Consider the following 26,850-nt stretch of genomic DNA (forward strand, 5'->3'; position numbering starts at 1 on the left):
AAGCCGGGAGAACAACCTATGAAAGACAATCCGCTGATCTCAATCTATATGCCGACCTGGAACCGCCAACAACTGGCGATTCGGGCAATAAAATCGGTTTTGCGCCAGGACTACAGCAACTGGGAGATGATCATCGTGGATGATTGCTCCACCTCCTGGGAACAACTGCAACAGTACGTCACCGCCCTCAACGATCCGCGTATCACTTACATTCACAACGACATTAACAGCGGGGCGTGCGCGGTACGTAACCAGGCGATTATGCTGGCGCAAGGGGAATATATCACCGGGATTGATGACGATGACGAATGGACACCCAACCGTCTGAGCGTCTTCCTCGCCCATAAACAGCAACTGGTCACACACGCCTTTTTGTACGCTAACGACTACGTTTGCCAGGGCGAAGTCTATTCCCAACCGGCAAGCTTGCCGCTGTATCCCAAATCGCCGTATTCACGCCGCCTGTTCTACAAACGCAATATCATTGGCAACCAGGTCTTTACCTGGGCATGGCGTTTCAAAGAGTGTTTGTTCGATACCGAACTGAAAGCGGCACAGGATTACGACATCTTCCTGCGGATGGTGGTGGAGTACGGCGAACCGTGGAAAGTAGAAGAGGCGACGCAGATCCTGCATATCAATCACGGTGAAATGCAGATCACCTCGTCACCGAAAAAATTCTCCGGGTACTTCCACTTTTACCGCAAGCACAAAGACAAATTCGACCGCGCCAGCAAAAAATATCAGCTGTTTACCCTCTACCAGATCCGCAATAAACGTATGACCTGGCGCACTTTGCTGACGCTGCTGTCGGTGCGTAACGGCAAACGTCTGGCTGATGGTATTCGGGGGCGCTAAAGATGCTGGAAGATCTGCGCGCCAACAGCTGGAGTTTACGCCCGTGCTGCATGGTTCTTGCCTATCGTGTTGCTCATTTTTGTTCGGTGTGGCGCAAAAAGAACGTCCTCAACAATCTGTGGGCGGCCCCGCTGCTGGTGCTGTATCGCATTATCACCGAATGCTTTTTCGGTTATGAAATCCAGGCTGCCGCGACCATTGGCCGCCGCTTTACTATCCATCACGGTTACGCCGTCGTGATCAATAAAAACGTGGTAGCGGGGGATGATTTTACCATTCGCCACGGCGTCACTATCGGCAATCGTGGTGCCGATAACATGGCATGTCCACACATTGGCAACGGCGTCGAACTCGGTGCCAACGTCATTATTCTTGGTGATATCACGCTTGGTAACAACGTCACCGTGGGCGCGGGCAGCGTGGTGCTCGACTCTGTCCCGGACAACGCGCTGGTGGTGGGAGAAAAAGCGCGAGTGAAGGTAATTAAATGAATATTTTGCAATTTAATGTGCGACTGGCGGAAGGCGGGGCAGCAGGTGTGGCGTTAGATCTCCACCAGCGTGCGCTGCAACAGGGGCTGGCGTCACATTTTGTCTACGGTTACGGCAAAGGCGGCAAAGAGAGCGTCAGCCATCAGAACTATCCGCAGGTCATCAAACATACGCCGCGGATGACCGCGATGGCGAATATTGCTCTGTTTCGTCTGTTTAATCGCGATCTGTTTGGCAATTTCAATGAGTTATATCGCACCATTACTCGCACAGCGGGTCCGGTGGTCCTGCATTTTCATGTGCTGCACAGCTACTGGCTAAATCTTAAGAGCGTGGTGCGCTTTTGCGAAAAAGTGAAAAACCATAAACCGGAGGTCACTCTGGTCTGGACGCTGCACGACCACTGGAGTGTTACCGGACGCTGCGCCTTTACCGACGGTTGCGAAGGCTGGAAAACAGGCTGCCAGAAATGCCCGACCTTAAATAACTATCCGCCGGTGAAGATTGATCGCGCACACCAACTGGTGGCGGGCAAACGCCAGTTATTCCGTGAGATGCTGGCGCTGGGCTGTCAGTTTATTTCCCCCAGCCAGCATGTGGCTGACGCTTTCAATAGCCTGTACGGTCCAGGGCGTTGCCGGATTATCAATAATGGCATTGATATGGCAACTGAAGCGATTCTGGCGGACTTGCCTCCGGTGCGCGAAACCCAGGGCAAGCCGAAAATCGCGGTGGTGGCGCATGATCTGCGTTACGACGGCAAAACTAACCAGCAACTGGTACGCGAGATGATGGCGCTGGGCGACAAAATTGAACTGCATACCTTTGGTAAGTTCTCGCCGTTCACCGCTGGCAACGTGGTTAATCACGGCTTTGAAACCGACAAACGTAAGCTGATGAGCGCGCTCAATCAGATGGATGCGCTGGTATTCAGTTCTCGCGTCGATAACTACCCGCTGATTTTGTGTGAGGCGCTATCGATTGGCGTGCCGGTGATTGCCACCCATAGCGATGCGGCGCGGGAAGTGTTGCAAAAATCCGGCGGTAAAACCGTCAGCGAAGAAGAGGTGCTGCAACTGGTGCAGTTAAGCAAACCGGAAATCGCGCAGGCGATATTTGGTACCACGCTGGCTGAGTTCAGCCAACGCAGCCGCGCCGCCTACAGTGGACAACAGATGCTGGAGGAGTATGTCAACTTCTATCAGAATCTGTAGCTACCTGTTGCTGCCGCTGATTTATCTGCTGGTTAACGTCAAAATCGCCCAGCTTGGCGAAAGTTTCCCCATCACCATCGTCACTTTTTTACCTGTCTTGTTACTGCTGTTTTTAGAACGCATCAGCGTTAAAAAATTGATGATTGCCTTAGGGATTGGCGCGGGACTCACGGCGTTTAACTATCTGTTTGGTCAGTCGCTGGATGCCAGTAAATACGTCACTTCAACTATGCTGTTTGTCTATATTGTGATCATTATTGGCATGGTGTGGAGTATTCGTTTTAAAACAATTTCGCCACACAACCATCGCAAGATATTACGTTTCTTTTATCTGGTGGTCGGGCTGGTGGTGGCGCTGGCGGCGGTGGAGATGGCACAAATTATCCTCACCGGTGGCAGCAGTATTATGGAGTCGATTTCGAAATATCTGATTTACAGCAACAGCTATGTGCTGAATTTCATTAAATTCGGCGGCAAGCGCACGACAGCACTTTATTTCGAACCGGCATTTTTCGCTCTGGCATTAATCTCAATTTGGCTCAGCATCAAACAGTTTGGTATCAAAACGCCTAAAACAGATGCTATGATTCTCGCAGGGATAATATTATCCGGATCGTTTTCAGGGGTTATGACCTTTATCCTGTTTTATTTGCTGGAGTGGGCATTTCAATATCTGAATAAAGAGGCGATTAAGAAAAAGTTACCGTTAGCATTGATTTCTCTGGCTGTATTCCTGGTTGGTGTGGTAATCGCGTTTCCTTATATTTCCACCCGTCTGGGCGATTTAGGTAAGGAAGGATCGTCGTCATATTATCGTATTGTCGGTCCGCTGGTGATGGTCGGTTATTCTTTGACCCATATTGACGGTGTAGTCAGATTTGGCTCACTTTATGAATATGTCGCATCATTCGGAATATTTAACGGTGCGGATGTCGGAAAAACCATAGACAATGGTTTGTATCTGCTGATTATTTATTTTTCCTGGTTCGCGGTGTTTTTATCGCTGTGGTACATGGGGAAAGTGATAAAAATGATGATCAACGCTTTTGGTGATAACCGCAATTTTCGCGTGCAATTATATCTTTTTACTCCGGTTTCGCTGTTTTTTACCGGTTCGATATTTAGCCCGGAATATGCATTTTTAATCGTCTGTCCGTTTATTTTGCGAAAAGCGTTAAATATTACGAGGTAAGAATAAGAACATGTTGCTTAGCATAATCACTGTCGCGTTTCGTAACCTCGAAGGGATAGTCAAAACACATGCCTCGCTGGCGCATCTGGCGCAGGCGGACGATATCAGCTTCGAATGGATTGTTGTCGATGGCGGTTCCAACGACGGTACCCGTGAGTATCTGGAGAATCTCAATAGTATCTATAACCTACGCTTTGTCAGCGAGCCAGATAACGGTATCTACGACGCCATGAACAAGGGCATTGCGATGGCACAAGGCAAGTTCGCGTTGTTTCTCAACTCGGGCGATATTTTTCATCAGGATGCCGCAAATTTTGTTCGTAAGTTAAAAATGCAAAAAGATAACGTGATGATCACCGGCGATGCGCTGCTGGATTTTGGCGACGGGCATAAAATTAAGCGTAGTGCTAAACCGGGTTGGTATATTTATCACAGCCTGCCCGCCAGCCATCAGGCGATATTTTTCCCGGTATCCGGTTTGAAAAAATGGCGTTATGACCTGGAATATAAAGTTTCTTCTGATTACGCGCTGGCAGCTAAAATGTATAAAGCAGGTTATGCATTTAAAAAACTCAATGGCCTGGTGTCTGAATTTTCTATGGGTGGGGTATCAACCACCAATAATATGGAATTGTGTGCTGACGCCAAAAAAGTCCAACGGCAAATATTACATGTGCCTGGCTTCTGGGCAGAATTATCCTGGCATTTACGCCAGCGTACTACCTCAAAGACGAAAGCCTTATATAACAAAAGCTGAATATACTCGTCATACTTCAAGTTGCATGTGCTGCGGATGCGTTCGTTCACCCCAGTCACTTACTTATGTAAGCTCCTGGGGATTCACTCTCTTGCCGCCTTCCTGCAACTCGAATTATTTAGAGTACATAAGGAAAACCAATGCAAGATTTAAGCGGTTTCTCGGTGCCGAAAGGGTTCCGGGGCGGCAACGCTATTAAAGTGCAATTATGGTGGGCAGTACAGGCAACAATATTTGCCTGGTCGCCACAAGTATTGTATCGCTGGCGGGCTTTTTTATTACGTTTATTCGGAGCAAAAATAGGAAAAAACGTAGTTATTCGTCCGTCAGTAAAAATTACCTATCCGTGGAAATTAACCTTAGGTGATTACGCGTGGGTCGGCGATGACGTCAATTTATATACCCTCGGTGAAATAACCATTGGCGCACATTCGGTGATATCGCAAAAAAGTTATTTATGCACCGGTAGCCACGACCATGCAAGTCAACATTTCACCATTAACGCCACGCCTATTGTGATTGGCGAGAAATGCTGGCTGGCAACCGATGTCTTTGTTGCCCCAGGCGTCACAATCGGCGACGGCACCGTCGTGGGTGCACGAAGCAGTGTTTTTAAATCGCTTCCGGCAAATGTGGTTTGCCGGGGGAATCCCGCAGTGGTGATACGCGAACGCGTTGAAACTGAATAAATTCAAAAATACAGAGGAATAATACATGTCAAAAGTCGCTCTCATCACCGGTGTAACCGGACAAGACGGTTCTTACCTGGCAGAGTTTCTGCTGGAAAAAGGTTACGAGGTGCATGGTATTAAGCGTCGCGCATCGTCATTCAACACCGAGCGCGTGGATCACATTTATCAGGATCCGCACACCTGCAACCCGAAATTCCATCTGCATTATGGCGACCTGAGTGATACCTCTAACCTGACGCGCATTTTGCGTGAAGTACAGCCGGATGAAGTGTACAACCTGGGCGCAATGAGCCACGTTGCGGTCTCTTTTGAGTCACCAGAATATACCGCTGACGTCGACGCGATGGGTACGCTGCGCCTGCTGGAGGCGATCCGCTTCCTCGGTCTGGAAAAGAAAACTCGTTTCTATCAGGCTTCCACCTCTGAACTGTATGGTCTGGTGCAGGAAATTCCGCAGAAAGAGACCACGCCGTTCTACCCGCGATCTCCGTATGCGGTCGCCAAACTGTACGCCTACTGGATCACCGTTAACTACCGTGAATCCTACGGCATGTACGCCTGTAACGGAATTCTCTTCAACCATGAATCCCCGCGCCGCGGCGAAACCTTCGTTACCCGCAAAATCACCCGCGCAATCGCCAACATCGCCCAGGGGCTGGAGTCGTGCCTGTACCTCGGCAATATGGATTCCCTGCGTGACTGGGGCCACGCCAAAGACTACGTAAAAATGCAGTGGATGATGCTGCAACAGGAACAGCCGGAAGATTTCGTTATCGCGACCGGAGTTCAGTACTCCGTGCGTCAGTTCGTGGAAATGGCGGCAGCACAGCTGGGCATCAAACTGCGCTTTGAAGGCACGGGCGTTGAAGAGAAGGGCATTGTGGTTTCCGTCACCGGGCATGACGCGCCGGGCGTTAAACCGGGTGATGTGATTATCGCTGTTGACCCGCGTTACTTCCGTCCGGCAGAAGTTGAAACGCTGCTCGGCGACCCGACCAAAGCGCACGAAAAACTGGGCTGGAAACCGGAAATCACCCTCAGAGAGATGGTGTCTGAAATGGTGGCTAATGACCTCGAAGCGGCGAAAAAACACTCTCTGCTGAAATCTCACGGCTACGACGTGGCGATCGCGCTGGAGTCATAAGCATGAGTAAACAACGCATTTTTATTGCTGGCCATCGCGGAATGGTCGGTTCCGCCATCAGGCGACAGCTCGAACAGCGCGGTGATGTGGAGCTGGTATTACGCACCCGCGATGAACTGAACCTGCTGGACAGCCGCGCCGTGCATGATTTCTTTGCCAGCGAAAGCATTGACCAGGTCTATCTGGCGGCGGCGAAAGTGGGCGGCATTGTTGCCAACAACACCTATCCGGCGGATTTCATCTACCAGAACATGATGATTGAGAGCAACATCATTCACGCCGCGCATCAGAACGACGTGAACAAACTGCTGTTTCTCGGATCGTCCTGCATCTACCCGAAACTGGCAAAACAGCCGATGGCAGAAAGCGAGTTGTTGCAGGGCACGCTGGAGCCGACTAACGAGCCTTATGCTATTGCCAAAATCGCCGGGATCAAACTGTGCGAATCATACAATCGCCAGTATGGACGCGATTACCGCTCAGTCATGCCGACCAACCTGTATGGCCCGCATGACAACTTCCACCCGAGTAATTCGCATGTGATCCCTGCATTGCTGCGTCGCTTCCACGAGGCGACGGCACAGAATGCACCGGACGTGGTGGTGTGGGGTAGCGGTACACCGATGCGTGAATTCCTGCACGTCGATGATATGGCGGCGGCGAGCATTCATGTCATGGAGCTGGCGCATGAAGTCTGGCTGGAGAACACCCAGCCGATGCTGTCGCACATTAACGTCGGCACGGGCGTTGACTGCACTATCCGCGAGCTGGCGCAAACCATCGCCAAAGTGGTGGGTTACAAAGGTCGGGTGGTTTTTGATGCCAGCAAGCCGGATGGTACGCCGCGCAAACTGCTGGATGTGACGCGCCTGCATCAGCTTGGCTGGTATCACGAAATCTCACTGGAAGCGGGGCTTGCCAGCACTTACCAGTGGTTCCTTGAGAATCAAGACCGCTTTCGGGGGTAATGATGTTTTTACGTCAGGAAGACTTTGCCACGGTAGTGCGCTCCACTCCGCTTGTCTCTCTCGACTTTATTATCGAGAACAGTCGCGGCGAGTTTCTGCTTGGTAAAAGAACCAACCGCCCGGCGCAGGGTTACTGGTTTGTGCCGGGAGGGCGCGTGCAGAAAGATGAAACGCTGGAAGCCGCATTTGAGCGGCTGACGATGGCGGAACTGGGGCTGCGTCTGCCGATAACAGCAGGCCAGTTCTACGGTGTCTGGCAGCACTTTTATGACGATAACTTCTCCGGCAAGGATTTCACCACTCACTATGTGGTGCTCGGTTTTCGCTTCAGAGTAGCGGAAGAAGAGCTGTTACTGCCGGATGAGCAGCATGACGATTACCGCTGGCTGACGCCGGACGCACTGCTCGCCAGTGACAATGTTCACGCTAACAGCCGCGCCTATTTTCTCGCTGAGAAGCGTGCCGGAGTACCCGGATTATGAAAATACTGGTCTACGGCATTAACTACTCGCCGGAGTTAACCGGCATCGGCAAATACACCGGAGAGATGGTGGAATGGCTGGCGGCACAAGGTCATGAGGTGCGGGTTATTACCGCACCGCCTTACTACCCGCAATGGCAGGTGGGCGAGAACTATTCCGCCTGGCGGTACAAACGAGAAGAGGGGGCCGCCACGGTGTGGCGCTGCCCGCTGTACGTGCCAAAACAGCCGAGCACCCTGAAACGCCTGTTACATCTCGGCAGTTTTGCCGTCAGCAGTTTCTTTCCTCTGATGGCGCAACGTCGCTGGAAGCCGGATCGCATTATCGGCGTGGTGCCAACGCTGTTTTGCACGCCGGGAATGCGCCTGCTGGCGAAACTCTCTGGTGCGCGTACCGTGCTGCATATTCAGGATTACGAAGTAGATGCCATGCTGGGGCTGGGCCTTGCCGGAAAAGGCAAAGGCGGCAAAGTGGCACAGCTGGCGACGGCGTTCGAACGTAGCGGACTGCATAACGTCGATAACGTCTCCACGATTTCGCGTTCGATGATGAATAAAGCCATCGATAAAGGCGTGGCGGCGGAAAACGTCATCTTCTTCCCCAACTGGTCGGAAATTGCCCGTTTTCAGCATATTGCAGATGCCGATGTTGATGCCCTTCGTAACCAGCTTGGCCTGCCGGATAACAAAAAAATCATTCTTTACTCCGGCAATATTGGTGAAAAGCAGGGGCTGGAAAACGTTATTGAAGCTGCCGATCTCCTGCGCGATGAACCGCTGATTTTTGCCATTGTCGGGCAGGGCGGCGGCAAAGCGCGGCTGGAAAAAATGGCGCAACAGCGTGGTCTGCGCAACATGCAATTTTTTCCGCTGCAATCGTATGACGCTTTACCCGCACTGCTGAAGATGGGCGATTGCCATCTGGTGGTGCAAAAACGCGGCGCGGCAGATGCCGTATTGCCGTCGAAACTGACCAATATTCTGGCGGTAGGCGGTAACGCGGTGATTACTGCAGAAGCCCACACAGAACTGGGACAGCTTTGCGAAACCTTTCCGGGCATTGCGGTTTGCGTTGAACCGGAATCGGTCGAGGCGCTGGTGGCGGGGATCCGTCAGGCGCTCCTGCTGCCCAAACACAACACGGTGGCACGTGAATATGCCGAACGCACACTCGATAAAGAGAACGTGTTACGTCAATTTATAAATGATATTCGGGGATAATTATGGCGCAGTCGAAACTCTATCCAGTTGTGATGGCAGGTGGCTCTGGTAGCCGCTTATGGCCGCTTTCCCGCGTACTTTACCCCAAGCAGTTTTTATGCCTGAAAGGCGATCTCACCATGCTGCAAACCACCATCTGCCGCCTGAACGGCGTGGAGTGCGAAAGCCCAGTGGTGATTTGCAATGAGCAGCACCGCTTTATTGTCGCGGAACAGCTGCGTCAACTGAACAAACTTACCGAGAACATTATTCTCGAACCGGCAGGGCGAAACACGGCACCTGCCATTGCGCTGGCGGCGCTGGCGGCAACACGTCATAGCCCGGAGAGCGACCCGTTAATGCTGGTATTGGCGGCGGATCATGTGATTGCCGATGAAGACGCGTTCCGTGCCGCCGTGCGTAATGCCATGCCGTATGCCGAAGCGGGCAAGCTGGTGACCTTCGGCATTGTGCCGGATCTACCAGAAACCGGTTATGGCTATATTCGTCGCGGTGAAGTGTCTGCGGGTGAGCAGGATACGGTGGCCTTTGAAGTGGCGCAGTTTGTCGAAAAACCGAATCTGGAAACCGCCCAGGCCTATGTGGCAAGCGGCGAATATTACTGGAACAGCGGCATGTTCCTGTTCCGCGCCGGACGCTATCTCGAAGAACTGAAAAAATATCGCCCGGATATTCTCGATGCCTGTGAAAAAGCGATGAGCGCCATTGATTCGGATCTCGATTTTATTCGCGTGGATGAAGAAGCGTTTCTCGCCTGCCCGGAAGAGTCGGTGGATTACGCGGTCATGGAACGTACGGCAGATGCTGTTGTGGTGCCGATGGATGCGGGCTGGAGCGATGTCGGCTCCTGGTCCTCATTATGGGAAATTAGCGCCCACACCGCCGAGGGCAACGTTTGCCATGGCGATGTGATTAATCACAAAACTGAAAACAGCTATGTGTACGCCGAATCTGGCCTGGTCACCACCGTCGGGGTGAAAGATCTGGTGGTGGTGCAGACCAAAGATGCGGTGCTGATTGCCGACCGTAACGCGGTGCAGGATGTGAAAAAAGTGGTCGAGCAGATCAAAGCCGATGGTCGCCATGAGCATCGGGTACATCGCGAAGTGTATCGTCCGTGGGGCAAATATGACTCTATCGACGCGGGCGACCGCTACCAGGTGAAACGCATCACCGTGAAACCGGGCGAAGGCTTGTCGGTACAGATGCACCATCACCGTGCGGAACACTGGGTGGTTGTCGCGGGAACGGCAAAAGTCACCATTGACGGTGATATCAAACTGCTTGGTGAAAACGAGTCCATTTATATTCCGCTGGGGGCGACGCACTGCCTGGAAAACCCGGGGAAAATTCCGCTCGATTTAATTGAAGTGCGCTCCGGCTCTTATCTCGAAGAGGATGATGTGGTGCGCTTCGCGGATCGCTACGGACGGGTGTAAACGTCGCATCAGGAGCTGTTTGTCGGATGCGGCGTGAACGCCTTATCCGACCTACGGTTCGGATTTGTAGGCCTGATAAGACGCGGCAGCGTCGCATCAGGCAATGAATGCGAAACCGCGGTGTAAATAACGACAAAAACAAAATTGGCCGCTTCGGTCAGGGCCAACTATTGCCTGAAAAAGGGTAACGATATGAAAAAATTAACCTGCTTTAAAGCCTATGATATTCGCGGGAAATTAGGCGAAGAACTGAATGAAGATATTGCCTGGCGCATTGGTCGCGCTTATGGCGAATTTCACAAACCGAAAACCATTGTGTTAGGCGGTGATGTCCGCCTCACCAGCGAAACCTTAAAACTGGCGCTGGCGAGAGGTTTACAGGATGCGGGCGTCGATGTGCTGGATATCGGCATGTCCGGCACCGAAGAGATCTATTTCGCCACGTTCCATCTCGGCGTGGATGGCGGCATTGAAGTTACCGCCAGCCATAATCCGATGGATTATAACGGCATGAAGCTGGTTCGCGAGGGGGCTCGCCCGATCAGCGGCGATACCGGACTGCGCGATGTCCAGCGTCTGGCTGAAGCCAACGACTTTCCTCCCGTCGATGAAACCAAACGCGGTCGCTATCAGCAAATCAATCTGCGTGACGCTTACGTTGATCACCTGTTCGGTTATATCAACGTCAAAAACCTTACGCCGCTCAAGCTGGTGATCAACTCCGGAAACGGCGCAGCGGGTCCGGTAGTTGACGCCATCGAAGCCCGCTTTAAAGCCCTCGGCGCACCCGTGGAATTGATCAAAGTGCACAACACGCCCGACGGCAATTTCCCCAACGGTATTCCTAACCCGCTGCTGCCGGAATGTCGCGACGACACCCGCAATGCGGTCATTAAACACGGCGCGGATATGGGCATTGCCTTTGACGGTGATTTTGATCGCTGTTTCCTGTTTGACGAAAAAGGGCAGTTTATCGAGGGCTACTACATTGTCGGCCTGCTGGCAGAAGCGTTCCTCGAAAAAAATCCCGGCGCGAAGATCATCCACGATCCACGTCTCTCCTGGAATACCGTTGATGTGGTGACCGCCGCGGGCGGCACTCCGGTAATGTCGAAAACCGGACACGCCTTTATTAAAGAACGGATGCGCAAGGAAGACGCCATCTACGGTGGCGAAATGAGCGCCCACCATTACTTCCGTGATTTCGCTTACTGCGACAGCGGCATGATCCCGTGGCTGCTGGTCGCCGAACTGGTGTGCCTGAAAGGAAAAACGCTGGGCGAACTGGTGCGCGACCGGATGGCTGCGTTTCCGGCAAGCGGTGAGATCAACAGCAAACTGGCGCAACCCGTTGAGGCGATTAATCGCGTCGAACAGCATTTTAGCCGTGAGGCGCTGGCGGTGGATCGTACCGATGGCATCAGCATGACCTTTGCCGACTGGCGCTTTAACCTGCGCACCTCCAACACCGAACCGGTGGTGCGCCTGAATGTGGAATCGCGCGGTGATGTGCCGCTGATGGAAGCGCGAACGCGAACTCTGCTGACGTTGCTGAATGAGTAATGTCGGATCTTCCCTTACCCCACTGCGGGTAAGGGGCTAATAACAGGAACAACGATGACAAATCTAAAAAAGCGCGAGCGAGCGAAAACCAATGCATCGTTAATCTCTATGGTGCAACGCTTTTCAGATATCACCATCATGTTTGCCGGACTATGGCTGGTTTGCGAAGTGAGCGGACTGTCATTCCTCTACATGCACCTGTTGGTGGCGCTGATTACGCTGGTGGTGTTCCAGATGTTGGGCGGCATCACCGATTTTTATCGCTCATGGCGCGGTGTTCGGGCAGCGACAGAATTTGCCCTGTTGCTACAAAACTGGACCTTAAGCGTGATTTTCAGCGCCGGACTGGTGGCGTTCAACAATGATTTCGACACGCAACTGAAAATCTGGCTGGCGTGGTATGGGCTGACCAGTATCGGACTGGTGGTTTGCCGTTCGTGTATTCGCATTGGGGCGGGCTGGCTGCGTAATCATGGCTATAACAAGCGCATGGTCGCGGTGGCGGGGGATTTAGCCGCCGGGCAAATGCTGATGGAGAGCTTCCGTAATCAGCCGTGGTTAGGGTTTGAAGTGGTGGGGGTTTACCACGACCCGAAACCGGGCGGCGTTTCTAACGACTGGGCGGGTAACCTGCAACAGCTGGTCGAGGATGCGAAAGCGGGCAAGATTCATAACGTCTATATCGCGATGCAAATGTGCGACGGCGCGCGAGTGAAAAAACTGGTCCATCAATTGGCGGACACCACCTGTTCGGTGCTGCTGATCCCCGACGTCTTTACTTTCAACATTCTCCATTCACGTCTCGAAGAGATGAACGGCGTTCCGGTGGTGCCGCTGTATGACACGCCACTTTCCGGGGTTAACCGCTTGCTAAAACGTGCGGAAGACATTGTGCTGGCGACGCTTATTCTGCTGCTGATCTCCCCGGTGCTGTGCTGTATTGCGCTGGCGGTGAAACTCAGTTCACCAGGGCCGGTTATTTTCCGCCAGACTCGCTATGGCATGGATGGCAAGCCGATCAAAGTGTGGAAGTTTCGTTCCATGAAAGTGATGGAGAACGACAAAGTGGTGACCCAGGCGACGCAGAACGATCCGCGCGTCACCAAAGTGGGGAACTTTCTGCGCCGCACCTCGCTGGATGAATTGCCGCAGTTTATCAATGTGCTGACCGGCGGGATGTCGATTGTCGGGCCACGTCCGCACGCAGTAGCGCATAACGAACAGTATCGCCAGCTCATTGAAGGCTACATGCTGCGCCACAAAGTGAAACCGGGCATTACCGGCTGGGCGCAGATTAACGGCTGGCGCGGCGAAACCGACACGCTGGAGAAAATGGAAAAACGCGTCGAGTTCGACCTTGAGTACATCCGCGAATGGAGCGTCTGGTTCGATATCAAAATCGTTTTCCTGACGGTATTCAAAGGCTTCGTTAACAAAGCGGCATATTGATATGAGCTTACGTGAAAAAACCATCAGCGGCGCGAAGTGGTCGGCGATTGCTACGGTGATCATCATCGGCCTCGGGCTGGTACAGATGACCGTGCTGGCGCGGATTATCGACAACCACCAGTTCGGTTTGCTTACCGTGTCGCTGGTGATCATCGCGCTGGCAGATACGCTTTCTGACTTCGGTATCGCTAACTCGATTATTCAGCGAAAAGAAATCAGTCACCTTGAACTCACCACGTTGTACTGGCTGAACGTCGGGCTGGGGATCGTGGTGTGCGTGGCGGTGTTTTTGTTGAGTGATCTCATCGGCGACGTGCTGAATAACCCGGACCTGGCACCGTTGATTAAAACATTGTCGCTGGCGTTTGTGGTAATCCCCCACGGGCAACAGTTCCGCGCGTTGATGCAGAAGGAGCTGGAGTTCAACAAAATCGGCATGATCGAAACCAGCGCGGTGCTGGCGGGCTTCACTTTTACGGTGGTTAGCGCCCATTTCTGGCCGCTGGCGATGACCGCGATCCTCGGTTATCTGGTCAATAGTGCGGTGAGAACGCTGCTGTTTGGCTACTTTGGCCGCAAAATTTATCGCCCCGGTCTGCATTTCTCGCTGGCGTCGGTGGCACCGAACTTACGCTTTGGTGCCTGGCTGACGGCGGACAGCATCATCAACTATCTCAATACCAACCTTTCAACGCTGGTGCTGGCGCGTATTCTCGGCGCGGGCGTGGCAGGGGGCTACAACCTGGCGTACAACGTGGCCGTTGTGCCACCGATGAAGCTGAACCCAATCATCACCCGCGTGTTATTTCCGGCGTTTGCCAAAATTCAGGACGACACCGAAAAGCTGCGCGTTAACTTCTACAAGCTGCTGTCGGTAGTGGGGATTATCAATTTTCCGGCGCTGCTGGGGCTGATGGTGGTGGCGAATAACTTTGTACCGCTAGTATTTGGTGAGAAGTGGAACAGCATTATTCCGGTGCTGCAATTGCTGTGTGTGGTGGGTCTGCTGCGTTCGGTGGGTAACCCGATTGGTTCGCTGCTGATGGCGAAAGCGCGGGTCGATATCAGCTTTAAATTCAACGTATTCAAAACATTTCTGTTTATTCCGGCGATTGTTATTGGTGGGCAGATGGCGGGCGCAATCGGCGTCACGCTCGGTTTCCTGCTGGTGCAGATTATCAACACCATTCTGAGTTACTTCGTGATGATTAAACCGGTTCTTGGTTCCAGTTATCGCCAGTACATCCTGAGTTTATGGCTGCCGTTTTATCTCTCGCTGCCGACGCTGGGGGGCAGTTATGCGCTGGGCATTGTGCTGAAAGGGCAACTGGCGCTGGGGATGCTGCTGGCGGTGCAAATAGCCGCGGGCGTGCTGGCGTTTGTGGTGATGATTGTGCTGTCGCGCCATCCGCTGGTGGTGGAAGTGAAGCGTCAGTTTTGTCGCAGCGAAAAAATGAAAATGCTTTTACGGGCGGGGTGAGTTGTTGTTTTCGGTTCCGACAACGGTTGCCGGGTGCAGCGTAAAACGCCTTATCCATCCTACGGTTCTGTGCTCGGGACCTGTAGGCCTGATAAGACGCGTCAGCGTCGCATCAGGCACTGAATGCCGGATGCGGCGTGAACGCCTTATCCGGCCTACGGTTCAGGGCTTGGATCTTGTAGGCCCGATAAGACGCGCCAGCGTCGCATCAGGCACTGAATGCCGGATGCGGCGTAAAACGCCTTATCCGGCCTACGGTTCTGTGCTCGGGTCTTGTAGGCCTGATAAGACGCGCCAGCGTCGCATCAGGCACTGAATGCCGGATGCGGCGTGAACGCCTTATCCATCCTACGGTTCTGTGCTCGGGACCTGTAGGCCTGATAAGACGCGTCAGCGTCGCATCAGGCACTGAATGCCGGATGCGGCGTGAACGCCTTATCCGGCCTACGGTTCTGTGCTCGGGTCTTGTAGGCCTGATAAGACGCGGCCAGCGTCGCATCAGGCAAAAAACGGCAATGAACACAACAAACACAGCCTCACCTGGCATCAAATTTATGAGGAAAAAATGAAATTACTTATTCTGGGCAACCACACTTGCGGCAATCGCGGCGACAGCGCCATCTTGCGCGGCTTACTTGATGCCATCAACATCCTCAATCCGCATGCCGAAGTGGACGTCATGAGCCGCTATCCGGTCAGTTCTTCCTGGCTGCTCAACCGCCCGGTAATGGGCGATCCGCTGTTCCTGCAAATGAAACAACACAACAGCGCGGCGGGTGTTGTCGGGCGCGTTAAAAAAGTCCTCCGTCGCCGCTATCAACACCAGGTATTGCTCTCGCGCGTCACCGACACTGGCAAGCTGCGCAATATTGCCATCGCCCAGGGATTCACTGACTTCGTGCGCCTGCTGTCAGGTTACGATGCCATTATCCAGGTCGGCGGATCGTTTTTTGTCGATCTCTACGGCGTGCCGCAGTTTGAACATGCACTTTGCACATTTATGGCGAAAAAGCCGCTGTTTATGATTGGTCACAGCGTCGGTCCCTTCCAGGATGAGCAATTTAACCAACTGGCGAACTATGTCTTTGGTCATTGCGACGCGCTGATCCTGCGCGAATCGGTCAGCCTTGATTTGATGAAACGCAGCAATATCACTACCGCAAAAGTGGAACATGGCGTCGATACCGCGTGGCTGGTCGATCACCACACCGAAGACTTCACTGCCAGCTATGCCGTTCAACACTGGCTGGACGTTGCCGCACAACAGAAAACGGTGGCAATTACCCTGCGCGAACTGGCACCGTTCGACAAACGTCTCGGCACCACTCAGCAAGCGTATGAAAAAGCCTTTGCCGGGGTGGTCAATCGCATTCTCGACGAAGGCTATCAGGTCATTGCGCTCTCCACCTGTACGGGCATCGACAGCTATAACAAAGACGACCGCATGGTGGCGCTCAACCTGCGCCAGCATATCAGCTATCCTGCCCGTTACCACGTAGTGATGGATGAACTCAACGATCTGGAAATGGGCAAAATTCTCGGTGCCTGTGAACTCACCGTCGGTACGCGCCTGCACTCCGCCATTATCTCAATGAACTTTGCTACTCCGGCGATTGCCATCAACTATGAACATAAATCCGCCGGGATTATGCAACAACTGGGGCTACCAGAGATGGCAATTGATATCCGTCATTTACTGGACGGCAGCTTGCAAGCGATGGTTGCGGATACCTTAGGCCAGCTTCCGGCGCTGAACACACGACTTAACGAAGCCGTCAGTCGCGAACGCCAGGCAGGAATGCAGATGGTGCAATCTGTGCTTGAGCTCATCGGGGAGGCGAAATGAAGGTCGGCTTCTTTTTACTGAAATTTCCGCTGTCGTCGGAAACCTTCGTTCTCAACCAAATCACTGCGTTTATTGATATGGGCTTTGAGGTGGAGATTGTCGCGTTGCAAAAAGGCGATACAGAGAACACCCACGCGGCATGGACGAAATACAACCTTGCAGCCAGAACCCGCTGGTTACAGGACGAACCTACGGGCAAAGTGGCGAAGCTGCGCCACCGCGCCAGCCAGACGTTACGCGGCATTCATCGTAAAAATACCTGGCAGGCGCTCAACCTCAAACGCTATGGCGCAGAGTCGCGGAACCTGATTTTGTCTGCCATTTGCGGCCAGGTTGCAACACCGTTTCATGCTGATGTGTTCATCGCTCATTTTGGCCCTGCGGGGGTAACCGCAGCAAAACTACGCGAACTGGGTGTCATTCGCGGCAAAATTGCCACCATCTTCCACGGTATTGATATCTCCAGTCGGGAAGTGCTCAACCATTACACTCCCGAATATCAGCAACTGTTTCGACGTGGCGACCTGATGTTACCGATAAGTAATCTGTGGGCCGGAAGGCTGCAAAAAATGGGCTGCCCGAGGGAAAAAATCGCCGTATCGCGCATGGGCGTGGACATGACGCGCTTTAGCCCGCGTCCGGTGAAAGCGCCTGCAACGCCGCTGGAAATCATTTCCGTCGCACGCTTAACCGAGAAAAAAGGCCTGCATGTGGCGATCGAAGCCTGCCGTCAGTTGAAAGAGCAGGGCGTGGCATTTCGCTATCGCATCCTCGGCATTGGCCCGTGGGAACGACGCCTGCGCACCCTCATCGAACAATATCAACTGGAAGATGTGGTGGAGATGCCGGGCTTTAAACCGAGCCACGAAGTGAAAGCGATGCTCGACAACGCGGATGTCTTCCTGTTGCCATCGGTTACAGGTGCGGATGGCGATATGGAAGGCATTCCAGTGGCGCTAATGGAAGCGATGGCGGTCGGCATTCCGGTGGTTTCTACTCTGCATAGCGGAATACCGGAACTGGTGGAGGCTGACAAATCCGGCTGGCTGGTGCCTGAGAACGATGCTCGCGCACTGGCGCAACGACTGGCGGCGTTTAGCCAACTGGACACCGACGAATTGGCTCCGGTCGTCAAACGCGCGCGCGAAAAAGTTGAACACGATTTTAACCAGCAGGTGATTAATCGAGAACTCGCCAGCTTGCTGCAGGCTTTATAGAGGAGAACGCATGCCATTTAAAAAACTCTCCCGACGCACCTTCCTGACGGCAAGCTCGGCGCTTGCCTTCCTCCATACCCCTTTCGCTCGCGCACTTCCCGCCCGACAAAGCGTTAACATTAACGACTACAACCCTCACGACTGGATCGCCTCATTTAAACAAGCCTTCAGCGAAGGGCAAACGGTCGTCGTGCCTGCTGGATTCGTTTGTGACAATATCAACACCGGCATCTTCATCCCTCCCGGCAAAACGTTACACATCCTTGGAAGCCTGCGCGGCAACGGCAGAGGGCGATTTGTCTTACAGGACGGCAGCCAGGTGACAGGGGAGGAGGGCGGCAGTATGCATAACATCACCCTGGATGTGCGTGGTTCTGACTGCACCATCAAAGGGCTGGCGATGAGCGGCTTTGGCCCGGTAACGCAGATTTATATCGGCGGCAAAAACAAACGGGTCATGCGCAACCTGACCATCGATAACCTCACTGTCAGCCACGCTAATTACGCCATCTTACGCCAGGGATTTCATAACCAGATTATCGGTGCCAACATCACCAATTGTAAGTTCAGCGACTTACAGGGGGACGCTATTGAATGGAACGTGGCGATTAACGACAGTGATATTTTGATATCTGACCATGTCATCGAGCGCATCAACTGTACCAACGGCAAAATCAACTGGGGCATCGGCATAGGCCTTGCGGGAAGCACTTACGATAATAATTACCCGGAAGACCAGGCAGTGAAAAACTTTGTCGTGGCGAATATCACGGGATCGGATTGTCGGCAGTTGATCCATGTTGAAAATGGTAAACATTTTGTTATTCGTAATATCAAAGCCCGCAATATCACACCGGATTTCAGTAAGAAAGCAGGTATTGATAACGCCACAGTCGCTATTTACGGTTGTGACAATTTTGTGATTGATAATATTGAAATGATTAATAGCGCCGGGATGTTAATCGGCTATGGGGTAATTAAAGGCAAATATCTCTCGATACCGCAAAATTTCCGAGTGAATAATATTCAGCTGGATAACACCCATCTTGCTTATAAATTGCGCGGCATTCAAATCTCTGCCGGGAATGCCGTCTCCTTTGTGGCACTGACTAACATTGAGATGAAGCGTGCGTCTCTGGAGTTACACAACAAACCGCAACATCTTTTTATGCGTAATATCAAAGTGATGCAGGAATCCTCTGTTGGACCAGCATTGAGCATGAACTTTGACATGCGCAAAGACGTTCGCGGTGTCTTTATGGCGAAAAAAGAAACACTGCTGTCACTTGCAAATGTTCATGCGATGAATGAAAGAGGGCAAAGCTCCGTCGACATCGACAGGATTAATCACCATATTGTTAATGTGGAAAAGATTAACTTTAGATTGCCGGAACGGAGGGAGTAGATTTGCGACCATTCATAAACTTACTGGATATAATGTTCTAAAAGATTATAATCCTCACACTAACTGTTAAAGCTGGGGCTGGGCAGCATTGACTACTCAGGGAAGGTACTCATCTTTATCTTGTGTTTCTTACGTAACAACCAGACTAAAGTGATTTATGAACGATAACGTTTTGCTCATAGGAGCTTCCGGATTCGTAGGAACCCGACTACTTGAAACGGCAATTGCTGACTTTAATATCAAGAACCTGGACAAACAGCAGAGCCACTTTTATCCAGAAATCACACAGATTGGCGATGTTCGTGATCAACAGGCACTCGACCAGGCGTTAGCCGGTTTTGACACTGTTGTACTACTGGCAGCGGAACACCGCGATGACGTCAGCCCTACTTCTCTCTATTATGATGTCAACGTTCAGGGTACCCGCAATGTGCTGGCGGCCATGGAAAAAAATGGCGTTAAAAATATCATCTTTACCAGTTCCGTTGCTGTTTATGGTTTGAACAAACACAACCCTGACGAAAACCATCCACACGACCCTTTCAACCACTACGGCAAAAGTAAGTGGCAGGCAGAGGAAGTGCTGCGTGAATGGTATAACAAAGCACCAACAGAACGTTCATTAACCATCATCCGTCCTACCGTTATCTTCGGTGAACGCAACCGCGGTAACGTCTATAACTTGCTGAAACAGATCGCTGGCGGCAAGTTTATGATGGTGGGCGCAGGGACTAACTATAAGTCCATGGCTTATGTTGGAAACATTGTTGAGTTTATCAAGTACAAACTGAAGAATGTTGCCGCAGGTTATGAGGTTTATAATTACGTTGATAAGCCAGATCTGAACATGAACCAGTTGGTTGCTGAAGTTGAACAAAGTCTGAACAAAAAGATCCCTTCTATGCACTTGCCTTACCCACTAGGAATGTTGGGTGGATATTGCTTTGATATCCTGAGCAAAATTACGGGCAAAAAATACGCTGTCAGCTCTGTGCGCGTGAAAAAATTCTGCGCAACAACACAGTTTGACGCAACGAAAGTGCATTCTTCAGGTTTTGTGGCACCGTATACGCTGTCGCAAGGTCTGGATCGAACTCTGCAGTATGAATTCGTTCATGCCAAAAAAGACGACATAACGTTTGTTTCTGAGTAATGCAGACGAGTCAGAGAAAAAAGGACCAGGTTGGACTACGATTATTCGGAAAGAGGTACTGTGATCTTACCCAGCAATAGTGGACACGCGGCTAAGTGAGTAAACTCTCAGTCAGAGGTGACTCACATGACAAAAACAGTATCAACCAGTAAAAAACCCCGTAAACAGCATTCGCCTGAATTTCGCAGTGAAGCCCTGAAGCTTGCTGAACGCATCGGTGTTACTGCCGCAGCCCGTGAACTCAGCCTGTATGAATCACAACTCTACAACTGGCGCAGTAAACAGCAAAATCAGCAGACGTCTTCTGAACGTGAACTGGAGATGTCTACCGAGATTGCACGTCTCAAACGCCAGCTGGCAGAACGGGATGAAGAGCTGGCTATCCTCCAAAAGGCCGCGACATACTTCGCGAAGCGCCTGAAATGAAGTATGTCTTTATTGAAAAACATCAGGCTGAGTTCAGCATCAAAGCAATGTGCCGCGTGCTCCGGGTGGCCCGCAGCGGCTGGTATACGTGGTGTCAGCGGCGGACAAGGATAAGCACGCGTCAGCAGTTCCGCCAACACTGCGACAGCGTTGTCCTCGCGGCTTTTACCCGGTCAAAACAGCGTTACGGTGCCCCACGCCTGACGGATGAACTGCGTGCTCAGGGTTACCCCTTTAACGTAAAAACCGTGGCGGCAAGCCTGCGCCGTCAGGGACTGAGGGCAAAGGCCTCCCGGAAGTTCAGCCCGGTCAGCTACCGCGCACACGGCCTGCCTGTGTCAGAAAATCTGTTGGAGCAGGATTTTTACGCCAGTGGCCCGAACCAGAAGTGGGCAGGAGACATCACGTACTTACGTACAGATGAAGGCTGGCTGTATCTGGCAGTGGTCATTGACCTGTGGTCACGTGCCGTTATTGGCTGGTCAATGTCGCCACGCATGACGGCGCAACTGGCCTGCGATGCCCTGCAGATGGCGCTGTGGCGGCGTAAGAGGCCCCGGAACGTTATCGTTCACACGGACCGTGGAGGCCAGTACTGTTCAGCAGATTATCAGGCGCAACTGAAGCGGCATAATCTGCGTGGAAGTATGAGCGCAAAAGGTTGCTGCTACGATAATGCCTGCGTGGAAAGCTTCTTTCATTCGCTGAAAGTGGAATGTATCCATGGAGAACACTTTATCAGCCGGGAAATAATGCGGGCAACGGTGTTTAATTATATCGAATGTGATTACAATCGGTGGCGGCGGCACAGTTGGTGTGGCGGCCTCAGTCCGGAACAATTTGAAAACAAGAACCTCGCTTAGGCCTGTGTCCATATTACGTGGGTAGGATCACTGATTAAATTATCAGTATGCGGAATTCCGAGTAATCCGAGTAACCCAGATGCTGATGGTGTGTAGTGTTATCCTAAGGTTTAAGTAAAGTTATGCGGAACTAAGCTTTGGTATATAGCCATAACGTTTGGCTAACCTATGGCAATAATTTACGCACTATCAGCCACTTAGAGGTAGGAAAAGAATGACGAATTTAAAAGCAGTTATACCGGTAGCAGGTCTTGGGATGCATATGTTGCCTGCCACTAAGGCGATTCCCAAAGAGATGCTACCGATCGTCGACAAGCCAATGATTCAGTACATTGTTGACGAGATTGTGGCTGCAGGGATCAAAGAAATCCTCCTGGTAACTCACGCGTCCAAGAACGCGGTCGAAAACCACTTCGACACCTCATATGAATTAGAATCTCTCCTTGAGCAGCGCGTGAAGCGTCAACTGCTTGCGGAAGTGCAGTCCATCTGTCCACCGGGCGTGACCATTATGAACGTGCGTCAGGGCGAACCTTTAGGTTTAGGCCACTCCATTTTGTGTGCACGACCCGCCATTGGTGACAACCCATTTGTCGTGGTGCTGCCAGACGTTGTGATCGACGATGCCAGCGCCGACCCGCTACGCTACAACCTTGCTGCCATGATTGCGCGCTTCAATGAAACGGGCCGTAGCCAAGTGCTGGCAAAACGTATGCCGGGTGACCTCTCTGAATACTCCGTCATCCAGACCAAAGAACCGCTGGACCGTGAAGGCAAAGTCAGCCGCATTGTTGAATTCATCGAAAAGCCGGATCAGCCGCAGACGCTGGACTCAGACGTCATGGCCGTTGGTCGCTATGTGCTTTCTGCCGATATTTGGCCGGAACTTGAACGTACTCAGCCTGGTGCGTGGGGACGTATTCAGCTGACAGATGCAATTGCTGAGCTGGCGAAAAAACAGTCCGTTGATGCAATGCTGATGACCGGCGACAGTTACGACTGCGGTAAAAAAATGGGCTATATGCAGGCGTTTGTGAAGTATGGACTACGCAACCTCAAAGAAGGGGCGAAGTTCCGTAAAGGTATTGAGAAGCTGTTAAGCGAATAATGAAAATCTGACCGAATGTAACGGTTGATAGGAAAATTATAACGGCGGTGAAGATTCGTGACGAAAGTAATTTGGAGCGAATCTTCGGGACGTTATTTGTAAATTTTCATAATAACAAAGAGTTATCAATAGTATTTTAGTCAAAGTTTTCAGGATTTTCCTTGTTTCCAGAGCGGATTGGTAAGACAATTAGCTTTTGAATCTTTCGGGTTTGGCGCGGGTGGACAACGCTCGTCACATCGTAGACATGCATGCAGTGCTCTGGTAGCTGTAAAGCCAGGGGCGGTAGCATGCATTAATACCTCTATCAATCAAACTGAGAGCCGCTTATTTCACAGCATGCTCTGAAGTAATATGGAATAAATTAAGTGAAAATACTTGTTACTGGTGGCGCAGGATTTATTGGTTCTGCTGTAGTTCGTCACATTATAAATAATACGCAGGATAGTGTTGTTAATGTCGATAAATTAACGTACGCCGGAAACCTGGAATCACTTGCTGATGTGTCTGATTCTGAACGCTATATTTTTGAACATGCGGATATTTGCGATGCTGCTGCAATGGCACGGATTTTTGCTCAGCATCAGCCGGATGCAGTGATGCACTTGGCTGCTGAAAGCCATGTTGACCGTTCAATTACAGGTCCTGCGGCATTTATTGAAACCAATATTGTTGGTACTTATGTCCTTTTGGAAGCCGCTCGCAATTACTGGTCTGCTCTTGATAGCGACAAGAAAAATAGCTTCCGTTTTCATCATATTTCTACTGACGAAGTCTATGGTGATTTGCCTCATCCAGATGAAGTAAATAATAACGAAGAATTACCCTTATTTACTGAGACGACAGCTTACGCACCAAGCAGCCCTTATTCCGCATCAAAAGCATCCAGCGATCATTTAGTCCGCGCGTGGAAACGTACCTATGGTTTACCGACCATTGTGACTAACTGTTCGAATAACTACGGTCCTTATCACTTTCCGGAAAAATTGATTCCACTAGTAATTCTTAATGCTCTGGAAAGTAAGGCATTACCTATTTATGGCAAAGGGGATCAAATTCGTGACTGGCTGTATGTTGAAGATCATGCGCGTGCGTTATATACCGTCGTAACCGAAGGTAAAGCGGGTGAAACTTATAACATTGGTGGACACAACGAAAAGAAAAACATCGATGTAGTGCTCACTATTTGTGATTTGTTGGATGAGATTGTACCGAAAGAGAAATCTTATCGTGAGCAAATTACTTATGTTGCCGATCGCCCGGGACACGATCGCCGTTATGCGATTGATGCAGAGAAGATTAGCCGCGAATTGGGCTGGAAACCGCAGGAAACGTTTGAGAGCGGGATTCGGAAGACAGTGGAATGGTACCTGTCCAATACAAAATGGGTTGATAATGTGAAAAGTGGTGCCTATCAATCGTGGATTGAACAGAACTATGAGGGCCGCCAGTAATGAATATCCTCCTTTTCGGCAAAACAGGGCAGGTAGGTTGGGAACTACAGCGTGCTCTGGCACCTCTGGGTAATTTGATTGCTCTTGATGTTCATTCCACTGATTACTGTGGTGATTTTAGTAATCCTGAAGGTGTAGCTGAAACCGTCAAAAAAATTCGCCCTGATGTTATTGTTAATGCTGCTGCTCATACCGCAGTAGATAAGGCTGAGTCAGAACCCGAATTTGCACAATTACTCAATGCGACCAGCGTTGAATCAATTGCAAAAGCGGCTAATGAAGTTGGGGCCTGGGTAATTCATTTCTCAACTGATTACGTATTCCCTGGAAATGGCGACACGCCATGGCTGGAGACTGATGCAACTGCACCGCTTAATGTTTACGGTGAAACCAAGTTAGCTGGAGAAAAAGCATTACAAGAGCAGTGTGCGAAGCACCTTATTTTCCGTACCAGCTGGGTATATGCAGGTAAAGGAAACAATTTTGCCAAGACAATGTTACGTCTGGCAAAAGAGCGTGAAGAATTAGCCGTTATTAATGATCAGTTTGGTGCGCCAACTGGCGCAGAGTTGCTGGCTGATTGTACGGCACATGCCATTCGTGTGGCACTGAATAAACCGGAAGTCGCAGGTTTGTACCATCTGGTAGCCAGTGGTACCACAACCTGGCACGATTATGCTGCGCTGGTTTTTGAAGAGGCGCGCAAAGCAGGCATACCCCTTGCACTCAACAAGCTCAACGCAGTAGCAACAACAGCCTATCCTACACCAGCTCGTCGTCCACATAACTCTCGCCTTAATACAGAAAAATTTCAGCAGAATTTTGCGCTTGTTTTGCCTGACTGGCAGGTTGGCGTGAAACGAATGCTCAACGAATTATTTACGACTACAGTAATTTAATAGTTTTTGCATCTTGTTCGTGATGATGGAGCAAGATGAATTGAAAGGAATGATGAAATGAAAACGCGTAAAGGTATTATTTTAGCGGGTGGTTCTGGTACTCGTCTTTATCCTGTGACTATGGCTGTCAGTAAACAGCTATTACCTATATATGATAAGCCGATGATCTATTACCCGCTTTCTACACTGATGTTAGCGGGTATTCGCGATATTTTGATTATCAGTACGCCACAGGATACTCCTCGTTTTCAACAACTGCTTGGTGACGGTAGCCAGTGGGGGCTAAATCTTCAGTACAAAGTGCAACCGAGTCCAGATGGTCTTGCGCAGGCATTTATCATCGGTGAAGAGTTTATCGGTGGTGATGATTGTGCTTTGGTTCTCGGTGATAATATCTTTTACGGTCACGATCTGCCGAAGTTAATGGATGTCGCTGTTAACAAAGAAAGTGGCGCAACGGTATTTGCCTATCACGTTAATGATCCTGAACGCTACGGTGTCGTTGAGTTTGATAAAAACGGTACGGCAATAAGCCTGGAAGAAAAACCGTTACAACCAAAAAGTAATTATGCGGTAACTGGGCTTTATTTCTATGATAATGACGTTGTCGAAATGGCGAAAAACCTTAAGCCTTCTGCCCGTGGCGAACTGGAAATTACCGATATTAACCGTATATATATGGAGCAGGGGCGTTTATCTGTTGCCATGATGGGACGTGGTTATGCATGGCTGGACACGGGGACACATCAAAGTCTTATTGAAGCAAGTAACTTCATTGCAACAATTGAAGAGCGTCAGGGGCTGAAAGTTTCCTGTCCGGAAGAAATTGCTTACCGTAAAGGCTTTATTAATGCTGAACAAGTGCAAGTGTTAGCTGAATCGCTAAAGAAAAATGCTTATGGGCAGTATTTATTAAAGATGGTTGAAGGTTATTAATAAAATGAAAGTCATAAAAACTAGTATTCCGGATGTTTTAATTTTTGAACCAAAAGTATATGGAGATGAACGTGGCTTTTTTATGGAAAGCTTTAATCAAAAAGTTTTCGATGAGGCTGTAGGGCGTAAAATTGAATTTGTGCAGGATAACCACTCTCAATCTAGTAAAGGCGCGTTGCGAGGGTTACATTATCAATTAGAACCTTATGCTCAAGGAAAGCTTGTTCGCTGTGTTGAAGGTGAAGTATTTGACGTCGCAGTTGACATACGTAAATCATCACCCACTTTTGGACAGTGGGTAGGTGTATATTTAAATGCTAAAAACAAGCGACAATTATGGATACCGGAAGGATTTGCTCATGGATTTATTGTAACTAGCGAAAAAGCCACATTCCTTTATAAAGCAACTAATTACTATATGCCCTCTCATGAAGGTGGGATAATATGGAACGATAAATCATTGAATATACAATGGCCTTTAATGAGAGAAATGATTATATCAGCAAAAGATCAACAGCAAATATCGCTGACTGAATATTTAGAAATTGAATCATCAAAAAAATGATGAGTTGGTATAAACCCAAACCAAAACTA

General features: G+C 50.6%; 24 protein-coding genes. All 24 read left to right on the forward strand.

Translation table 11 applies throughout. The annotated features are described in order from the left end of the window. Window positions 1-18: 18 nt before the first annotated feature. The 24 genes from wcaA (at window position 19) to rfbC (ending at window position 26,821) form a co-directional block, all read left to right on the forward strand. Window positions 19-858: a colanic acid biosynthesis glycosyltransferase WcaA gene (gene wcaA, locus ACU8XX_RS08765; protein WP_000654503.1), complete on the forward strand. Its 840-nt coding sequence runs from the start codon at window positions 19-21 to the stop codon at window positions 856-858. Between the two features lie 2 nt (window positions 859-860). Then, window positions 861-1,349 carry a colanic acid biosynthesis acetyltransferase WcaB gene (wcaB, locus tag ACU8XX_RS08770; RefSeq protein WP_000888740.1) on the forward strand — a complete coding sequence of 163 codons (489 nt, stop codon included), beginning with the start codon at window positions 861-863 and terminating at the stop codon, window positions 1,347-1,349. Further along, window positions 1,346-2,563, forward strand: a complete 1,218-nt coding sequence (wcaC, locus tag ACU8XX_RS08775) for a colanic acid biosynthesis glycosyltransferase WcaC (protein ID WP_032170040.1) — start codon at window positions 1,346-1,348, stop codon at window positions 2,561-2,563. Before wcaB ends, wcaC begins: the two co-directional genes overlap by 4 nt. Continuing rightward, window positions 2,538-3,755 carry a colanic acid polymerase WcaD gene (gene wcaD / locus ACU8XX_RS08780; RefSeq protein WP_032170039.1) on the forward strand — a complete coding sequence of 406 codons (1,218 nt, stop codon included), beginning with the start codon at window positions 2,538-2,540 and terminating at the stop codon, window positions 3,753-3,755. The genes wcaC and wcaD overlap by 26 nt, the downstream gene beginning before the upstream one ends. A gap of 10 nt (window positions 3,756-3,765) precedes the next feature. Further along, a complete protein-coding gene (gene wcaE, locus ACU8XX_RS08785; RefSeq protein ID WP_000927060.1) occupies window positions 3,766-4,512 on the forward strand; it encodes a colanic acid biosynthesis glycosyltransferase WcaE in 747 nt (248 codons plus the stop codon). A gap of 140 nt (window positions 4,513-4,652) precedes the next feature. Next, entirely contained in the window at window positions 4,653-5,201 is a 549-nt protein-coding gene (gene wcaF / locus ACU8XX_RS08790) for a colanic acid biosynthesis acetyltransferase WcaF (protein ID WP_001153547.1), read from the forward strand. Between the two features lie 25 nt (window positions 5,202-5,226). Next, on the forward strand, window positions 5,227-6,348 hold the full coding sequence (gene gmd, locus ACU8XX_RS08795; RefSeq protein ID WP_000048190.1) for a GDP-mannose 4,6-dehydratase: 1,122 nt from the start codon (window positions 5,227-5,229) through the stop codon (window positions 6,346-6,348). Between the two features lie 2 nt (window positions 6,349-6,350). Beyond that, entirely contained in the window at window positions 6,351-7,316 is a 966-nt protein-coding gene (gene fcl / locus ACU8XX_RS08800; protein WP_000043615.1) for a GDP-L-fucose synthase, read from the forward strand. A gap of 2 nt (window positions 7,317-7,318) precedes the next feature. After that, window positions 7,319-7,798: a GDP-mannose mannosyl hydrolase gene (gmm, locus tag ACU8XX_RS08805; RefSeq protein ID WP_000479827.1), complete on the forward strand. Its 480-nt coding sequence runs from the start codon at window positions 7,319-7,321 to the stop codon at window positions 7,796-7,798. Continuing rightward, complete coding sequence (wcaI, locus tag ACU8XX_RS08810) at window positions 7,795-9,018, forward strand: colanic acid biosynthesis fucosyltransferase WcaI (protein ID WP_000699700.1); 1,224 nt, start codon at window positions 7,795-7,797, stop codon at window positions 9,016-9,018. The genes gmm and wcaI overlap by 4 nt, the downstream gene beginning before the upstream one ends. A 2-nt stretch (window positions 9,019-9,020) precedes the next feature. Further along, window positions 9,021-10,457 (forward strand): mannose-1-phosphate guanyltransferase, encoded by a 1,437-nt coding sequence (cpsB, locus tag ACU8XX_RS08815; RefSeq protein WP_000079308.1) that lies wholly within the window; start codon window positions 9,021-9,023, stop codon window positions 10,455-10,457. 192 nt (window positions 10,458-10,649) lie between these two features. Further along, a complete protein-coding gene (gene cpsG, locus ACU8XX_RS08820; protein WP_077526400.1) occupies window positions 10,650-12,020 on the forward strand; it encodes a colanic acid biosynthesis phosphomannomutase CpsG in 1,371 nt (456 codons plus the stop codon). Between the two features lie 54 nt (window positions 12,021-12,074). Then, window positions 12,075-13,469, forward strand: a complete 1,395-nt coding sequence (wcaJ, locus tag ACU8XX_RS08825) for an undecaprenyl-phosphate glucose phosphotransferase (protein WP_000183130.1) — start codon at window positions 12,075-12,077, stop codon at window positions 13,467-13,469. Window position 13,470: 1 nt separating this feature from the next. After that, window positions 13,471-14,949 (forward strand): colanic acid undecaprenyl disphosphate flippase WzxC, encoded by a 1,479-nt coding sequence (gene wzxC / locus ACU8XX_RS08830; protein ID WP_016242252.1) that lies wholly within the window; start codon window positions 13,471-13,473, stop codon window positions 14,947-14,949. A 565-nt stretch (window positions 14,950-15,514) separates the two neighbouring features. Continuing rightward, entirely contained in the window at window positions 15,515-16,795 is a 1,281-nt protein-coding gene (wcaK, locus tag ACU8XX_RS08835; RefSeq protein ID WP_032170514.1) for a colanic acid biosynthesis pyruvyl transferase WcaK, read from the forward strand. Further along, window positions 16,792-18,012 (forward strand): colanic acid biosynthesis glycosyltransferase WcaL, encoded by a 1,221-nt coding sequence (gene wcaL / locus ACU8XX_RS08840; RefSeq protein WP_001459900.1) that lies wholly within the window; start codon window positions 16,792-16,794, stop codon window positions 18,010-18,012. The genes wcaK and wcaL overlap by 4 nt, the downstream gene beginning before the upstream one ends. A gap of 10 nt (window positions 18,013-18,022) precedes the next feature. Continuing rightward, entirely contained in the window at window positions 18,023-19,417 is a 1,395-nt protein-coding gene (wcaM, locus tag ACU8XX_RS08845; RefSeq protein WP_032170515.1) for a colanic acid biosynthesis protein WcaM, read from the forward strand. A gap of 157 nt (window positions 19,418-19,574) precedes the next feature. Next, window positions 19,575-20,570: an N-acetyl-alpha-D-glucosaminyl-diphospho-ditrans,octacis-undecaprenol 4-epimerase gene (locus ACU8XX_RS08850; protein ID WP_000999466.1), complete on the forward strand. Its 996-nt coding sequence runs from the start codon at window positions 19,575-19,577 to the stop codon at window positions 20,568-20,570. Between the two features lie 126 nt (window positions 20,571-20,696). Further along, a protein-coding gene (locus ACU8XX_RS08855) for an IS3-like element IS3 family transposase (RefSeq protein ID WP_085947771.1) occupies window positions 20,697-21,859 on the forward strand; the annotation gives its coding sequence in 2 pieces (ribosomal slippage) (window positions 20,697-20,958 and window positions 20,958-21,859; 1,164 coding nt in all). 214 nt (window positions 21,860-22,073) lie between these two features. Then, the gene (gene galF / locus ACU8XX_RS08860; protein WP_001598539.1) at window positions 22,074-22,967 is read left to right on the forward strand and encodes a UTP--glucose-1-phosphate uridylyltransferase GalF; all 894 of its coding nucleotides are present in this window, start codon (window positions 22,074-22,076) and stop codon (window positions 22,965-22,967) included. Between the two features lie 368 nt (window positions 22,968-23,335). Next, window positions 23,336-24,421 (forward strand): dTDP-glucose 4,6-dehydratase, encoded by a 1,086-nt coding sequence (gene rfbB / locus ACU8XX_RS08865; RefSeq protein WP_001374049.1) that lies wholly within the window; start codon window positions 23,336-23,338, stop codon window positions 24,419-24,421. After that, window positions 24,421-25,320 carry a dTDP-4-dehydrorhamnose reductase gene (rfbD, locus tag ACU8XX_RS08870; protein WP_001374048.1) on the forward strand — a complete coding sequence of 300 codons (900 nt, stop codon included), beginning with the start codon at window positions 24,421-24,423 and terminating at the stop codon, window positions 25,318-25,320. The genes rfbB and rfbD overlap by 1 nt, the downstream gene beginning before the upstream one ends. A 57-nt stretch (window positions 25,321-25,377) precedes the next feature. Then, window positions 25,378-26,256, forward strand: coding sequence for a glucose-1-phosphate thymidylyltransferase RfbA (gene rfbA / locus ACU8XX_RS08875; protein ID WP_001471777.1), 879 nt, complete (start codon window positions 25,378-25,380; stop codon window positions 26,254-26,256). Between the two features lie 4 nt (window positions 26,257-26,260). Beyond that, on the forward strand, window positions 26,261-26,821 hold the full coding sequence (gene rfbC, locus ACU8XX_RS08880) for a dTDP-4-dehydrorhamnose 3,5-epimerase (RefSeq protein WP_240765451.1): 561 nt from the start codon (window positions 26,261-26,263) through the stop codon (window positions 26,819-26,821). Window positions 26,822-26,850: the final 29 nt, after the last annotated feature.

The organism is Escherichia sp. MAL-1, from assembly GCF_052948035.1.

What these genes read in the sequence shown, in the direction of transcription:
- wcaA (WP_000654503.1), top strand. Translation starts at nt 19, where the DNA reads ATGAAAGACAATCCGCTGATCTCAATCTATATGCCGACCTGGAACCGC.
- rfbC (WP_240765451.1), top strand. Translation starts at nt 26,261, where the DNA reads ATGAAAGTCATAAAAACTAGTATTCCGGATGTTTTAATTTTTGAACCA.
- wcaD (WP_032170039.1), top strand. Translation starts at nt 2,538, where the DNA reads ATGTCAACTTCTATCAGAATCTGTAGCTACCTGTTGCTGCCGCTGATT.
- wcaC (WP_032170040.1), top strand. Translation starts at nt 1,346, where the DNA reads ATGAATATTTTGCAATTTAATGTGCGACTGGCGGAAGGCGGGGCAGCA.
- galF (WP_001598539.1), top strand. Translation starts at nt 22,074, where the DNA reads ATGACGAATTTAAAAGCAGTTATACCGGTAGCAGGTCTTGGGATGCAT.
- wcaI (WP_000699700.1), top strand. Translation starts at nt 7,795, where the DNA reads ATGAAAATACTGGTCTACGGCATTAACTACTCGCCGGAGTTAACCGGC.
- cpsG (WP_077526400.1), top strand. Translation starts at nt 10,650, where the DNA reads ATGAAAAAATTAACCTGCTTTAAAGCCTATGATATTCGCGGGAAATTA.
- wcaE (WP_000927060.1), top strand. Translation starts at nt 3,766, where the DNA reads ATGTTGCTTAGCATAATCACTGTCGCGTTTCGTAACCTCGAAGGGATA.
- wcaJ (WP_000183130.1), top strand. Translation starts at nt 12,075, where the DNA reads ATGACAAATCTAAAAAAGCGCGAGCGAGCGAAAACCAATGCATCGTTA.
- fcl (WP_000043615.1), top strand. Translation starts at nt 6,351, where the DNA reads ATGAGTAAACAACGCATTTTTATTGCTGGCCATCGCGGAATGGTCGGT.
- wcaB (WP_000888740.1), top strand. Translation starts at nt 861, where the DNA reads ATGCTGGAAGATCTGCGCGCCAACAGCTGGAGTTTACGCCCGTGCTGC.
- rfbD (WP_001374048.1), top strand. Translation starts at nt 24,421, where the DNA reads ATGAATATCCTCCTTTTCGGCAAAACAGGGCAGGTAGGTTGGGAACTA.
- wcaF (WP_001153547.1), top strand. Translation starts at nt 4,653, where the DNA reads ATGCAAGATTTAAGCGGTTTCTCGGTGCCGAAAGGGTTCCGGGGCGGC.
- wcaK (WP_032170514.1), top strand. Translation starts at nt 15,515, where the DNA reads ATGAAATTACTTATTCTGGGCAACCACACTTGCGGCAATCGCGGCGAC.
- wzxC (WP_016242252.1), top strand. Translation starts at nt 13,471, where the DNA reads ATGAGCTTACGTGAAAAAACCATCAGCGGCGCGAAGTGGTCGGCGATT.
- gmd (WP_000048190.1), top strand. Translation starts at nt 5,227, where the DNA reads ATGTCAAAAGTCGCTCTCATCACCGGTGTAACCGGACAAGACGGTTCT.
- ACU8XX_RS08850 (WP_000999466.1), top strand. Translation starts at nt 19,575, where the DNA reads ATGAACGATAACGTTTTGCTCATAGGAGCTTCCGGATTCGTAGGAACC.
- wcaM (WP_032170515.1), top strand. Translation starts at nt 18,023, where the DNA reads ATGCCATTTAAAAAACTCTCCCGACGCACCTTCCTGACGGCAAGCTCG.
- cpsB (WP_000079308.1), top strand. Translation starts at nt 9,021, where the DNA reads ATGGCGCAGTCGAAACTCTATCCAGTTGTGATGGCAGGTGGCTCTGGT.
- rfbA (WP_001471777.1), top strand. Translation starts at nt 25,378, where the DNA reads ATGAAAACGCGTAAAGGTATTATTTTAGCGGGTGGTTCTGGTACTCGT.
- gmm (WP_000479827.1), top strand. Translation starts at nt 7,319, where the DNA reads ATGTTTTTACGTCAGGAAGACTTTGCCACGGTAGTGCGCTCCACTCCG.
- wcaL (WP_001459900.1), top strand. Translation starts at nt 16,792, where the DNA reads ATGAAGGTCGGCTTCTTTTTACTGAAATTTCCGCTGTCGTCGGAAACC.